The organism is Pseudomonadota bacterium (assembly GCA_039028935.1).
GTDB lineage: Bacteria > Pseudomonadota > Gammaproteobacteria > Steroidobacterales > SZUA-146 > SZUA-146.
In genome coordinates, this window is sequence record JBCCHD010000009.1 from 98,851 (window position 1) to 113,811 (window position 14,961).

Below are 14,961 nucleotides of genomic sequence, written 5' to 3' on the forward strand. Positions count from 1 at the left end.
ATTGATGGCCGAAAGAGGTGTCGATGCGTCACGAACCGTTAGGCGACAAACGGTGGTAACGGTCGACGAGCAAAGCAAGACTGAGTGGCCCACATTTGAACTCAGCGTCGCGCCGATGATGGACTGGACCGACCGCCACTGCCGATATTTTCATCGCCTTTTGCATCCCCGCGTCCGGTTGTTTACCGAAATGATCCATGCGAATGCTGTGATCAAAGGCGACCGTGAGTATTTGCTGGGGTTTGATCCGGCGGAGCATCCGGTAGCCGTACAACTGGGTGGAAATGAACCAACGCTGCTCGCCGAGGCGGCGCGCATTTGTGCCGATTATGGTTACGATGAAATCAATCTGAATGTCGGGTGCCCGAGCGATCGTGTGCAGACAGGCGCATTTGGTGCGTGCTTAATGGCGCAGCCCGAGCGTGTTGCCGCGTGTGTTACGGCGATGAAGCAGGCGGTGGACATACCGGTTACGGTCAAGACTCGGATCGGGATTGACGATTTGGACAGCGACACATTTCTGCGCGCGTTTATCGAGCACTTAATGCGGGCGCCTACCGATGGTCTCATCGTTCACGCGCGTATTGCCCTGCTCTCAGGGCTCTCGCCAAAGCAAAACCGTGAAATTCCTCCGCTCAACTATCAGCGGGTAGTGCGTATGCAAGATGCGTTTCCCACTCTGCCGATTGTGTTGAACGGAGGGATTACCGAGCTTGTCGACGTGCAACGTTTCGCCCACGTGTTTACCGGTGTGATGCTGGGGCGAGCGGCTTACCAAAACCCGTGGCTGTTGGCCCAAGTGGGCAAGGCGCAGGGCCTGAGCGACCGTGCAACGCGGGCCGACATTGTGCGCGCCTTTTTACCCTATGCGGAAAAACAGCTCACTCGAGGTGTACGGTTGCATGCTATGACCCGGCATTTATTGGGCTTGTTTGCCGGTCAACCTGGAGCGCGCGCCTGGCGACGTTATTTGAGCGAAAACAGTCATCACGCGGGCGCGGGAATTGACATCCTTGAGCAGGCGCTGGAGAGAGTGGACCCTCCTTAATTAATCACGTATAAGTAGCATCTTTTAATCGCGACCCAGTATTACGAGGAACTGCAACGCATGGCAAAGCCCAAGAAACTTCACAAAGAGCGCAAGAAAAAAGGCCTGCCGCCACTGGCTGATTTGGCAGATCGGCACGACCTATATGAGCAGTCTGTACAAAGTGTTGAAACGGAGGTTGAGTTTCTCCGTGATACGTTTCGCACGGTTCGGGGTCGACCTGCGGCGTCGCTGCGCGAAGATTTTTGTGGCACGGCCGCGGCGGCGTGCGAATGGGTTAAAGACAATCCCAATCACACGGCGCAGGCCGTCGACTTTGATCAAGAAGTGCTTGAGTGGGGACGCAATCGCCATGTGAGTAAACTCGATGCGGAGCAGCAGTCGCGTGTGAAACTGATCGAAGACAACGTGCTGTCGGCGGAGCTCGATCCGGTTGATCTGCTTGTGGCGTTTAATTTCAGCTATTGGATTTTCGACACGCGCGCAACGCTGCGTCATTATTTCGAAAAGGCCCGCGCCAATCTCAAAGACGATGGACTGTTTATTCTTGATGCGTTCGGTGGTTCTGAGGCCCATGATGAAATGGAAGAAGAAACCGAGCACGACAATTTCACCTATATTTGGGAGCAGGGCTCGTTTGATCCGATCAGTCATGCCATGCAGTGTTACATCCATTTTGAGTTTCCGGACGGTTCCCGCCTAAAACGCGCATTCAGCTATCACTGGCGCTTTTGGATGTTGCCCGAAATTCGCGAACTGCTTGAAGAGGCCGGTTTTTCGAAATCGACCGTTTACTGGCAGCAAGACGATGATGATGACAATGATGAAGAGGGCGATTTCGAGCCCGCGGAGCGAGGCGAGCCGGATCCGGCCTGGATTGCTTATATTGTCGCTGAGAAATAATCGCCTGATCCCCTGAGACCCATCGATTGCCCAGGCGCAAGCCTGGTCGGCAGACCGTTGAGGGGCGATACCCCGTTGTTGGCGTTACCGTCCGAGCGCTATTGTCGTTATACTTAACCTTAATGGTAATGCTGCCCGTCGCTTGATGGGTGGTCCGAGTCGGGCAAAAATCCCGGGTGTTTTGGCCCGCTTGCCCATCAGTGCAACGGAGTACGATGGTCAGTCACGCTGAACTTGCAATTTTGTTTGCCGATGTTGTGGGCAGCACCAAGCTCTATGAGCTCATGGGTGACGCACGCGCGCGGGAAACGGTGCAAGACTGCATTGATCGAATGACACGCGCGACTGAGAATCATGGTGGCAGCGTGATCAAAACCATGGGCGATGAGGTCATGAGCACCTTCGACTCGGTGGGCGATGCGGTCGAAGCGGCGGCGCAGATGCAGCAGATGATCAGCGATGATCTGAGCGTTGACGATGTACCGGTCGCCATTCGAGTCGGGTTTCATTATGGCCCCGTTATGCTGGAGGACGGTGATGTATTCGGGGGTGCTGTGCACACCGCCAGTCGCATGACCAATCAGGCCAAGGCGGCACAGATCATCACCACAGCGGTGGCCGTGGGCAAAATGTCGTCCGAATGGCAGTCGTGGACGCGGCAAATTGACCTCACCATCGTCAAAGGGGTAAAGGACGAAATCGCGCTATTCGAAGTCCTGTGGCAGCGCGAGGACAATACCCGCATGCTGCCGACGATCAACTGGAGTCAGGCGACGGATGTGCGCAATCAGCGTTTGCGGCTGACCTATCGCGGCCAAGAGGTCGTTGTGGATCACGGGCACCCGTTTGTCAGTATCGGGCGGGCGGAAGACAGCGATATCGTGGTCAAGGACACACTGATCTCCCGTCTGCACGCGCGCATCGAATTTGTGCGTGGACGCTTCGTGCTGTACGACGAAAGTACGAACGGCACATGCGTCAAAAAGAGTGACGGCGAGGAAAGCTTCGTGCGCCGTGACAGCTTACAGTTGTCGGGAGAAGGGGCAATTGGACTTGGCCGCGTGCCGTTGCCGGGTTCGCCACAAGCGATCCACTTTACGTACGAGGACTAGTGCGCCCGATCGCGCGGCGCGTTGTCGTTCCACCCTCTGATCGTGCCGTCGTCAGCCCAGTCTCATGCTGGCTGTGGGACCACTGGGCCACCGACTCCCAAACGAGAAGGTCAGCCCAGGTCACTCGATTGGGCTACCCAAGCTCTGCCAGAATTGCCTGTTGCTTGGCGCGCAGTGCGTCGGGCAGGCGATCGCCATAACTGTCGAGGTATTCGCCAATCGCCGTCATCTCGTCCCGCCATTTTCCTGCATCGATTGACAAAAGCTCAGCTAGGACGTCCGGCTCGATGTCGAGGCCATCGGTATCGAGGCTCGCTTCGGTTGGGAGAAAGCCGATGGGCGTTTCGACACCGTCAGCCTCGTTCTTGCAGCGCCCGACTATCCAGCGCAAGACGCGGAGGTTTTCGCCAAACCCAGGCCACAGAAAATTGTCGTCCGCATCTTGTCGGAACCAATTGACATGGAACATCTTTGGTAAGTTGTCGGACCGCTCGCTGAGGCTCAGCCAGTGATTCCAGTAGTCGGCAAAGTTGTAACCGCAGAAGGGTTTCATGGCCATCGGATCGCGGCGGACAACGCCCACAGCGCCGGTTGCGGCGGCGGTGGTTTCAGAAGCCACCCCGGCGCCCACTAGCACGCCGTGTTCCCAGTTTTTCGCCTGATACACAAGCGGTGCGGTTTCACGACGACGACCACCGAATACAATGGCTGAAATCGGCACGCCCTGAGGATCGTCGGTCATCGGCGAATAGGCCGGGTTGTTGCGCGCGCTCACCGTAAAGCGTGAATTGGGGTGCGCCGCCGGTGATTGATCACCATTGATCGCCGCGCCTTTCCAGTTGGTCACGGGCGTGGTGTTTGGTCGACCTTCCCACCACGGCTCGTTGTCGGCCGTCACCGCGACGTTGGTGAAAATCGTGTCCTTTTGAATCATGTCGAACGCGTGTGGGTTCGTTTTAGGGCTCGTGCCCGGCACTACCCCAAAGTATCCCGCTTCGGGATTAATCGCGTAGAGTCGACCGTCATCACCCATATGCAGCCACGCGATATCATCGCCAACCGTCCATATCTTCCAACCTGCTTGCGTTTCGGGGGGCACCATCATCGCCAGATTGGTTTTCCCACAGGCCGACGGAAACGCCGCAGCGATGTAATGGGTTTCGCCTTCAGGACTTTCCATGCCGAGAATTAGCATGTGCTCGGCGAGCCAGCCTTCCTGTCGAGCTTGGTAGCTGGCGATACGAAGTGCATGACATTTTTTGCCCAGCAGCGCATTACCGCCATAGCCTGATCCGTAGCTTTTGATGCTCAATTCGTCAGGAAAATGCATGATGAAACGACGATCGGGGTCGAGTTCACCGGTGGAGTGCAGGCCCTTCACGAAGGTGCCGTCGCGTTCAATGCGTGCCAGCGCGTCGCTGCCCATTCTCGTCATGATGCGCATGTTGGCCACAACGTAGGGGCTGTCGGTAATTTCGACGCCGCATCGTGACAGAGGCGAGTCGATTGGGCCCATGCAATAGGGGATCACATAAAGCGTGCGGCCCGCCATGCACCCGTCGAATAGTGCGTCCATTTTGGCGTGACCGTCCAATGGCGCCATCCAGTGATTATTCGGCCCGGCATCCGCCTCTTCGGGTGTGCAGATAAATGTGAGATGTTCAACGCGGGCGACGTCTTGTTGGTCGGACAGGTGAAGATAGCAATTTGGAAAGGATGTTTCGTTGAGTTTCGACAAGCTGCCATTGTTGAGCATCAGGTCCGTCAGCATCTGGTTCTCGGCATCGTCGCCTGTGCACCAGTGAATCTGATCCGGACGCGTGAGTGCCGCGCACTCATCAACCCATTGTTTTAGCGCCTGATTAGTTGTCATAAGTCTGTTCCTGCCGCCGGCTCTTAAAGGTTGGGGGGAGATTATACGCAGGTAGTTTCACGAGTCACTAAATGCAAAAAAAAACGCCCTCATTTCGAGGGCGTTTGAATTGGCTTGACCATACGCTCGAGAGAGAAAAGCGTCGGTATGCCGCTACCTTAGCGCTTACGCGAGGTGGTTTTCTTAGCCGTTTTGCGAGCGCGTGTGGCGGTTTTCTTCGCTGCTTTTTTGACCGTCGCGGTCTTTTTGCGCGCTTTTTTCACCACTTTCGCCTTGGCCTTAGTGGCTTTCTTCGCCACGGTTTCGCCGCGGTTACCAAATTCAGTCACGGTTTCCGATACCAGTCCAGACAGGTCTTCGCGTGTGTCAACGAGCACGTTGAGTACTTTCTTGGCGTCGCGCGTCAGACGCTGACGGCTTTTCGGCATCAGGTCGATTTGATCGGCCCACAGGTCCTGCAGGCTCTCGGCGTTAGCCGCTACGTCAAGGCGCTTCGCCGCAGCGGTCAGCGTACCTTCGAGCATGTCAGCTTGCTCGCTGACGAGCTTGGCGACCGACTTGTGCGTGATTTTGTTCAGCTTCAGCACTTTGTCCGACGCAAACGCAACGGTTGAGGTGCTGGCGCCGATCAGGTTTGAGCCAGTAGAGGCCAAGCGGCGGCTGTTCTTAATACCCAGAGCGGCCAGATTCAGCGAGCGATCCACGACAGGCTGAACAATGTTTTCAACGATGGGGTTCATAACGATCTCCTTGAGGATGTATAGTGCAGTGCAATATGTTGCGATGCAGAATAACACAATGGTGCAGTGTGTCAATACCCATCTGTGATCGGTGTCACGTTTTCCTCGTATCGACCGATCTTTTCGTCCCATCTTCATGAATTATCACAGTATTCCGTCAAATATTTGACGCGTTCTGTGACCGTTCTCACAGGTCAAATAGGGGTTTTTACTTATCATCCCGAACGTCGAAATCAGACTTTTACTGGTCACCGATCTTCGAATTGCGGCGAATCCCCGCGCCAATGGGGCTCTCCGCTTGCGATCACGGCCGTTTTGAGCGGCACACACGTAAGGATGAGGACATGTCACCACTCGTATCCGAGCCACGAACAGGCCTTTTTGCCTGGCTGGCCTCCACGATTCTCGTTGTCACCGTTGCCTTGAGTCCGGCGGCCCTCGCCGTTGGCACGGTCGCGGGAACGGATATCTCCAACACGGCCAGCGTGAGCTACGAGCTCAACGGCACACCGGTTACCGCCGATTCACCACCGGTTGTTGTGACGGTGGCGGAGATCATCGACGTGGATGTCACGCTGCAAAGTCCCCAGCTGCCGGTTGCACCGGGAGACACGAATCAGGCGATCGTTTTTACGGTGACGAATACGGGTAATGGCACGGAAACGTTTACGCTCGCCGGACTGAGTACGCTCGCGGGGGATGACTTCGATCCTGTGCTGTCAGCACCCAATGCACTGTTTTTTGATACCGACAACAGCGGTGACCTCTCACCGGGTGACACGCCATACAACCCCGGCACGAATGACCCGGTCTTAGCCCCGGATGAAGTGATTACGGTATTGCTGGCCAACGACATTCCGGCTGGATTGCTGGACACCAATCTTGGTCAAACGCAGCTTACGGCCACCTCGACAACCGGTACAGGCGCGGCAGGCACTGTGTTTGCCGGAGCCGGCGATGGCGGCGTGGATGCCATGACGGGCTCGACCGAAGGTGAAGACAACGATGTCGGTGAGTACATCATCGAAACGATCAGTGTCGCTGTCGCCAAGAGCGCCACCGTTAGCGATCCGTTCGGTGGCACCACACCGGTGCCGGGCGCTCAGATCACCTATCAGATCACCACCACCGTAACCGGCACAGGCACGGCGGTGGGTGTCGTCGTCGACGACCCAATTCCGACGAATACCACTTTTTTACCGGCGTCAATCACTCTGAATGGCGCCAATCTCACGGACGCCGCCGACGGTGACGTGGGTGAGTTCGATGCAGGCGTGCCCGGTATTTCGGTTGCACTGGGCGATCTGGCGGCGGCGGACGGTCCGCAGGTCGTCGAATTTATCGTTGTTATTGATTAATCCACTTTGGGGGAAACGTTATGAACCTCGTTAGAACGTTAGTTTTATTCACGCTCGCGACTGTGGCGACCAATGTCATGGCTGAATCTCAGCCGATCAGCGTCAACACGGCAGCAGAGAAAGAAGAGCGCTACGTGGATGCAGACGGTGTTGAGCGATCGCGCCTAGTGCCTGTTACCACGGTGATTCCAGGCGATCAGGTGGTATACACCATCACCTTCGCGAATCAAGGCACACAGCGGGCGGACGGCATCAAGATCGTCGACCCCATACCCGCGCAAATGCGCTACATCGAAAGCTCTGCCTTCGGGCCGGGCACAACCATTTCGTTCTCAGCCGATGGCGGGCAGACGTTTGCTGCGGCGAATGCCGTGATGATCGAGGACAACGGCACCGCACGCGTGGCGTCGCCGACCGAATACACGCACATCCAGTGGCTGTTCAACAGTTCGCTTGAACCGGGCGCGCAAGGCTACGCCCAGTTTAAAGCGCAACTGAAGTAAGCCTTTGGGGGATTCGCCTGTTGTTGTTAGTCACCCAAGTCGCACGACGCGACGGACGGTGAGAGTTTAGGAGTGAAGTTGTGATGAACCATCGAGTAACCGGAACCTACGGCCTCAAGCTGACGTTGTTGTCGGCTTTGTTGGCGTTGGCTCCTTATGCAATGAGCGCCGGCACCGATCCAGGTGGCACGGCGGCGGGACAGACTGTCTCGAACCAGGCGACCCTGGATTACCAGGTCGGCGGCGTCAGTCAAACGCAAATTTTGAGTGATAACGACGGCAACCCGATTAACGGCATTAGTGCGACGACGTTTGTCGTTGATCGTAAGCTTGATTCATCGGTGACCGAGCTTAGCACCACTTACAATAGCGCCACGACCACCACGGTAGGTCCTGGCCTGTCTCAGGGTGCTGGCAGCACGGGCGCGGTGTTGGCGTTCACGTTGACCAACGAAGGTAACGAGATCCAAGACTTTTCACTGACGGCGCAAGCGACCACATTTGATCCGTTTGGCGGAGCCGATAACTTCGACGCCACAAACGTTAATGTGTTTGTCGACGCGGACGGTAACGGTGTTTACGATCCGGCGGTCGATACGGCAACCTTTGTGGATGAGTTGGACTACGTGGGCAACCCGGGTGGTAACTCCAGCTCTGTCGTCGTCTTCATCGTGTCGGATATCCCGATCGCACAGACGAACGGCGACATCGCGGCGTACGTGCTCAATGCACAGGTCGCCGAGGGTGGCGCAGCGGGTCAAGGTGCGGACATCACGACCGATGACTCCGGCACCGCGGATGATCCCAATACGGTGCAGGATGTGTTCGCTGACGAAGACAATGCCAACAACGGCGGTGACGGAGATCGCGATGGTATATCGTCGGCCGAAGATGCGTATCTGGTGGGCGCGCCCCAGTTGTCGATTAATAAGACGTCTGCGGTGATTGCCGATCCATTTACCTGTCCGGGCTTCCCGGGAACCGCTTGTCCAGGCGGCGCCAATCCGAAAGCGATTCCGGGCGGCATCATCGAGTACACCATCACTGTTGCGAATGCCGCTGGATCGGCGTCGGCCACATCGGTGAGCATCGGTGATGATCTGTCGGCGGAAATTGTCGGCGGCGGTGGCACCGAAGCCATCGACTTCATTGCAGGCCAATTTGGCGGCAATGACATCGAACTCACCTCAATTGTCGGCGGTGTCCCCACCGTCACCAACCTGACCGCGGCATCCGACGCCGATGTTGGCCAGTTTGTTGCCAATGTGCTGTCGGTGACCGTCGCCAGCCTGGCAGCCGGCGATAGCGCAGAAGTGCGTTTCCGGGTAGAGATTCAGTAACCCGAAAATGCAGGCGATTCATCACAACACGCTTGCTGGCGTGCGTCCGGGCATGAGCCCGGACGCGCGCCGTGCGGCTTGTGCGGAATCGTCTGAGATGAAGGTTGCGACGCCGCCTTTACCAAGCGGTGCGGTGCCTCATTTGCCGGATAAGCAGGGGCGCTTGTGCACCGGCACTGTTCATCCCAAAAAGAATCCTTCAACGCGTCACAATCTGACGCGTTTAGTGGTCTATGCGCTGGGGATTTTCGTCATCGGTTTGTCTACCGCTCACGCGCAGACGCTACCGGGGACCGCCGTCGACAATGTCGCGGAAGTGCGCTTCACAACGCCACTGGGAATTGCAGCCGCCATCGATAGCAATGTCGTTTCGCTGACAACCCAGCTCGCTCCGACCGACGCCGAGATTGCCTTTGTGCAGGTTGGTGAGGCAGGTGGTGACCAATCGATTCACCCCACTGAGTGCGTGTCGGCCACCGGCGCGCAGATGTTGCCGGATCCAAAGTTGTTTTCAGGCGCGACGGTCGATTCGAACGGATTGTTCACCATTGACGACGCCGCTTTTTTTCATGGCGGTGATCCGCTGTTTGTGCAACTGGATGATCAGGACCAAAATCTAGACGCGACGGCACTGGATACCATCGCCGTGACGATTTCCTTTGCGGCAACGGGCGACAGCGAGGACCTAAACCTCACCGAAACGGACGTCAATACGGGGCTATTTGTGGGGTACATTCCCACCGCAGTGAGTGTGGCGAGCGCGAACGACTGCGTGCTGCAGGTCGAGTTAGGCGGTCAAGCTCAGGCGAGTTATACCGATCCCAATGATGCAACCGATGTTTCAGCCAGCAGCGCGCTGGTCGATCCATTAGGTATTGTGTTTGATTCGGGTAACGGTGCGCCCATCAACGGCGCTGAAGTTCGCCTGATTAATCAGGCCACCGGTCTTCCGGCCACCGTGTTTGGTGACGATGGGGTCAGCACCTATCCATCGGAGGTCATCACCGGGGGGTCGGTCACAGACAGCGGTGGCACCCAGTATATTTTTGATGACGGCGCATTTCGCTTTCCACTGATTGCACCAGGTCGCTATCGTCTTGAGGTCATTCCACCTCCGGGCTACACGGGGCCCTCCATTGTCGCAATCAATGATCTGCAGCAGTTACCGGGCGCACCGTTTACCTTAGTGCCGGCGTCATTCGGTGCCGAGTTTGTGGTCAACCCCGGGCCAGTTGTGCGCATTGATGTGCCACTGGATCCATCTTCTGCAGCGCTTTTCTTGCAGAAAACCTCGCCGCTTAACGTGGCGGCACCCGGCGACTTCGTGCCCTACGAGTTGCGAGTTGATAATGCTGACGGCGTGGCGCGGGTCGATGATGTTCGCATTACGGATAATCTGCCGGCAGGGTTTCGCTTGGTGAGCGACTCTGTGCGAATTGATGGCCAGCCGGCGCCAGACCCGGTGATCGATAGCACGGGTCGCGGTTTAACGTTCTTGCTGGGCACGCTCAACGGCGGTCAGAGTCAACGCGTCAGCTATGTAACAGAAGTGACCAACGCCATCCGTGGCGAGGAAGCGGTCAATAGCGCAGTGGCCGCTGGCAACGGCGGTATTGAATCGAATGTAGCGAGCGCCACCAATACACTCACTGAAGATCTGTTTGCGTCCAATAGTTTTCTAATCGGCCGTGTCATCAACGGTAGTTGCGACGATACGGTCGACAATGATCTTGAAGGCGTCGCCAACACGCGCATCTATCTCGAAGATGGTCGCTACGCCATCACCGATGAAGGCGGGCGCTTCCACTTTGAAGGCGTGGAACCAGGCGCGCATGTGGTTCAACTGGATGTCGATAGTATTCCGACGCATATGGAAGTGATTCCCTGTCAAAACAACTCCCGGTTTGCCGGTCGGGCGTTCTCTCAGTTTGTTGATCTACGCGCCGGCTCATTGTGGCGAGCGGATTTTTACTTGCAGCCCATACCACCAGCGGATGGCGCGGTGGACGTATTATTGGAATCGCGTCCGGTTGCGGATGGCGTGGACTACTCGCTGACCGTGCTCGGTCGCGGTGATGTCGTTATTGGTGATCTTGAGGCATTGGTGCTGATGCCGGATGGCGCTGAATATGTCGCCGGTAGCGCCGCCCGCAACGGCCAGGCACTGGATAACCCAGCCGTTAACGGAAGCCTGTTGACGTTTCGCTTGGGCACTCGTGAGGGTGACTGGCAAGAGATTGTGACGTTTCGCGCGCGCTATGGTGCAGGGGGTCGCGAGTGGCTTACCAAGGCGATGGCCTCGTTCGAGGCTGGCGATGAGAAGAAGCGTACGCCACTCGTGGACAATCTGCTTGTATTCGAACCATCGGTTGAGGAGCGTGTTGAATTCACGCTTACGCCAAAATTTGGTACGCGTCGGGCACAACTAAGTGAGGCCGATCGCCGCGATATCGATAACGTCATTGCCCAGATCAAAGGTGCACGGGATATTCGTGTGCACATCGTCGGTCACACGGACAATGTCCCCATTGCCCCGCAAAACAGGACCGAATTCGCGGACAATCGTGTGCTGTCACACGCGCGTGCCGCGGGTGTGGCGCGCTACGTGCGCGATGAGCTAGGGCTTTTACCAAGTCAAATGACCGTAGAGGGAAAAGGCGCCGACCAACCCCGCGAGAGTAACGCCACCCCCGAGGGCCGCAAAGCTAATCGCCGCGTGGCGCTGTCGATTTGGGGTGAAAAGCCGGTGCTCAATTCGCGTCGACAAGTGGCGGCTGGCAGTCGGCTATTAAGTGATCTGCAGTCGCTCACGGTGACCGGGACAACGTCGGCGCCGAGCGAACCACTTAGTCGCGCGCAGGCCGTAACGTCGGCGGGCCCCGATTACTTTGCAGATGAGACGCTCGTTGAAACGCTCGAACCTGGTTTTGAACTGCTGCAACCCGCAGCGGATGAGAACCTTGCTATTCCGAGTCTTAAAATTGCGGTGAAACACGCGCCTGATCAACGGGTGCAACTTGAGCTGAATGATCAGCCAGTAAATGGCATTCACTATGAAGGTAAAAACCGTAATGGCGCTCGCACGGTCGCGGTGAGTCGATGGCGTGGCGTTAACGTCGAGCCCGGTCAGAACCGTTTGTCGGTGGTGTTGTTAGATCGAAATAACCACGAGCTGGAGCGTATTGAGCGAATTGTTCACTTTAGCGGTGGACCGGTACGCGCAGAGCTTGATGTGAACGCGTCAACGCTGATTGCCGATGGTCGACAGCGCCCAGTGATCGTGCTGAATACGTTTGACCGTGAACAGTACCCGGGACGGCCGGAAGCGGTTGGCGTTTATCATGTCGAGCCACCGTATCGCTCAATGTGGGAAGTTAATGCCGCGCGTGAAAATCAATTGGTGGTGGTTGGCGATCGCGACCCGGTTTACACGCTCAACGCGAAAGGGCAGGCCATCATCGAACTGGAGCCGACGTCGCAGGCGGGCGAAGTAGTGCTCAATCTTGAGTTTGAGAACGGCCTGGAGCAGGAAATTCGGGCTTGGCTCAAGCCGGCTGCGCGCGATTGGATTTTGGTGGGTCTAGCCGAAGGTACCGTTGGCTACAACACGCTGCGCGATAACCTCGAGAACGCGTCGGATGATGGCCTCGAGGACGACTTTTATGAAGAGGGGCGTTTGGCGTTTTTTGCCAAAGGGCGAATTCGTGGCGACTTTCTGTTAACGCTTGCCTACGACACACGTGGGCGATCACGTGATCGCCTTTTTGGCACAATCGACCCCGATCGGTTTTACACACTGTATGGTGATGCAACGGAACAGCGCTTCGATGCCGCCAGCCAGGAAAAACTCTTTCTCAAGATCGAGCGAAATCAATTCTATGCGCTGTTTGGCGACCACCAAACGGGGCTTACCGTCACCGAACTCTCGCGCTACAACCGATCGCTCACGGGCGTTAAAAGCGAATACGTCGGGGAGCGCTTTGGCTACAATGTGTTTGCCGCGGAGACCAATCAAGCGTTTGTAAAAGACGAAATTGCCGGCGACGGGACGTCAGGCCTTTATCAGCTTAGCCGCCGACCGATCATTATCAATAGTGAAAAGGTTACGCTTGAGGTACGAGATCGTTTTCGAACAGAAGTGATTGTCGAGAGTCGCAGCTTGGCTCGCCATCTTGACTACAATATTGACTATTTGCAGGGCACGCTCTTTTTCAAGCAACCAGTGCTCAGCCGCGACGCGCAGTTTAATCCCGTGTTTATTGTGGTGGACTATGAGAGTCGCGATGACGGTGACGACGAGCTCATCGCCGGTGGTCGTGCATCGTATCGTCCGGTTGCGAATGTGGAACTGGGAGCAACGGCGATACGCGAAGGCATGGCCGGCGGCACGGGTGAACTCATGGGTGCCGATCTGACGGTGATCGTGCGCCCGGGTACCGAGCTTCGCGCTGAGTACGCCACAAGCGATTCGACGCAAAATGGTGTTGCGTCGGAGGGAGACGCCTATTCACTGGAGTTGCGACATCAGGGCGAGAAGCTCGATGGCGTGGTGTACACCCGCGAGCAGCAATCCGGCTTTGGTCTAGGGCAGCAGCGCGGAACGGAGAGCGGAACACGCAAAACAGGGTTTGCGGGTCGTCTTCGTATGAGTCGAACACTGACCCTAAACACCGATGTCTATACGCAAAAGAACCTTGGCAATGGCGCAACGCGCGATGTGGTTCAAGGCGAAGTGCGCTACCAGAGTGGCCGCGCGACCGTGGGTGTCGGTTTGCGTTCGGCCGCCGATGAAGATGAAACGGGCGTGAGCCGAAAATCAGAGCAAGCCTTTGTAAATGGTAGCTATCAGTTGCTTGATAATCGATTAACATTGCGCGGCAGTACGGATTTTTCACTGGGCGACAACGCGAGCGGCGACTTTCCTCGACGCACATTGCTTGGCATGGATTATCGACTAAACGATCGCGTCACCGTGTTTGGCGAGTATGAAGTTGCCGAAGGGGACAACATCGAGGCGCAGACGTCACGCGGCGGGATCAAAGTCACCCCATGGGAACGTGCCAACGTCAATGCGTCAGTGAATCGTGCGATTTCCGAGTACGGACCACGCGTGTTTGCAAATGTGGGTTTGGTACAGGGCTTTCAACTCAATGACAAGGTGACGCTGGACGCGGGCTTCGATCATGGCAATACCCTAGCGACACCAGAGTTTAATGATTTTAATATCGATACACCGCCCACGTCGGGCGCGATTGGTGAAGACTTTACCAGCGTGTTTGTTGGTGGTGTGTACCGCAGTGAAGACTGGTCTGCCACTTCACGCCTCGAGCTCCGTCGCTCTGATCTGGAAGATCGCGAAACGCTGCAGGTTGGCTTCTATCGCGAGGAAAAAGAAGGCGTCGGCTTTAGCCTCAACGCCCAGGTGTTCAACAGTGAATCGGGTGATGTGAATAACCTCAATGCCGATGTCCGACTTGGACTGGCCTATCGGCCCGCCGATAGCGAGTGGGCAATTTTCGACCGCCTCGATCTTGGGTACGACGATTTCGATTCATTGAGTGATTCGCGACGGTCATGGAAAGTCGTGAATAATCTCAATCTCAACTGGATGATGAGTCGCGACACACAAATCGATTTTCAGTACGGCGCCAAGTTTGTTCGCAGTAATATCGCTGATCAGAGCTATACCGGTTTCTCCGACTTAGTGGGTGTGGCCTGGCGACACGACGTCAATGACCGTTTCGATGTTGGTTTGCACGGTCATGTGCGTCACGCCTGGCGCTCTGACGTCTACGATTACTCGATTGGTTTTGAGGCGGGGGTTACGGTAATGCGCAACGCCTGGGTAAGTGTTGGCTACAACGTAACAGGATTTGAGGATGACGACTTTAGCCAAGCAGGCTATCTCGCCTCGGGTCCGTATATTCGATTCCGTCTAAAAGCCGATCAACATACGTTTGATGATTTTCGTCGCGGCATGTTGTTCCGCCGCGAAGACGTGGCGGTCAATACGGCACGACGACGCGCACGACAATAGAATTGACACCGTGCCACGGCAATTGTGGCAATCCTGTGATCAATCCA

The 14,961-nt window shown here is 56.4% G+C and carries 9 protein-coding genes; 7 read left to right on the plus strand and 2 right to left on the minus strand.

Annotated elements, in window-relative coordinates:
- The first annotated feature begins 4 nt into the window (after positions 1-4).
- The 3 genes from dusA (at position 5) to AAF465_06500 (ending at position 3,063) form a co-directional block, all read left to right on the plus strand.
- A complete protein-coding gene (gene dusA, locus AAF465_06490; GenBank protein MEM7082364.1) occupies positions 5-1,048 on the plus strand; it encodes a tRNA dihydrouridine(20/20a) synthase DusA in 1,044 nt (347 codons plus the stop codon).
- A 60-nt stretch (positions 1,049-1,108) separates the two neighbouring features.
- Positions 1,109-1,951 (plus strand): class I SAM-dependent methyltransferase, encoded by an 843-nt coding sequence (locus AAF465_06495; protein MEM7082365.1) that lies wholly within the window; start codon positions 1,109-1,111, stop codon positions 1,949-1,951.
- Positions 1,952-2,166: 215 nt separating this feature from the next.
- Positions 2,167-3,063 (plus strand): adenylate/guanylate cyclase domain-containing protein, encoded by an 897-nt coding sequence (locus tag AAF465_06500; protein ID MEM7082366.1) that lies wholly within the window; start codon positions 2,167-2,169, stop codon positions 3,061-3,063.
- 133 nt (positions 3,064-3,196) lie between these two features.
- Here the strand turns inward: AAF465_06500 and AAF465_06505 are convergent, their stop codons facing one another.
- Entirely contained in the window at positions 3,197-4,936 is a 1,740-nt protein-coding gene (locus AAF465_06505; GenBank protein ID MEM7082367.1) for a phosphoenolpyruvate carboxykinase (GTP), read from the minus strand.
- Between the two features lie 158 nt (positions 4,937-5,094).
- Positions 5,095-5,676, minus strand: coding sequence for a phasin family protein (locus tag AAF465_06510; GenBank protein ID MEM7082368.1), 582 nt, complete (start codon positions 5,674-5,676; stop codon positions 5,095-5,097).
- 344 nt (positions 5,677-6,020) lie between these two features.
- Between AAF465_06510 and AAF465_06515 the strand changes: the two genes are divergently transcribed.
- The 4 genes from AAF465_06515 (at position 6,021) to AAF465_06530 (ending at position 14,914) form a co-directional block, all read left to right on the plus strand.
- The gene (locus tag AAF465_06515) at positions 6,021-7,034 is read left to right on the plus strand and encodes a hypothetical protein (GenBank protein MEM7082369.1); all 1,014 of its coding nucleotides are present in this window, start codon (positions 6,021-6,023) and stop codon (positions 7,032-7,034) included.
- A gap of 20 nt (positions 7,035-7,054) precedes the next feature.
- Positions 7,055-7,537, plus strand: coding sequence for a hypothetical protein (locus AAF465_06520; protein ID MEM7082370.1), 483 nt, complete (start codon positions 7,055-7,057; stop codon positions 7,535-7,537).
- Between the two features lie 83 nt (positions 7,538-7,620).
- Positions 7,621-8,877, plus strand: a complete 1,257-nt coding sequence (locus AAF465_06525; protein ID MEM7082371.1) for a hypothetical protein — start codon at positions 7,621-7,623, stop codon at positions 8,875-8,877.
- 7 nt (positions 8,878-8,884) lie between these two features.
- Entirely contained in the window at positions 8,885-14,914 is a 6,030-nt protein-coding gene (locus AAF465_06530; GenBank protein MEM7082372.1) for an OmpA family protein, read from the plus strand.
- Positions 14,915-14,961: the final 47 nt, after the last annotated feature.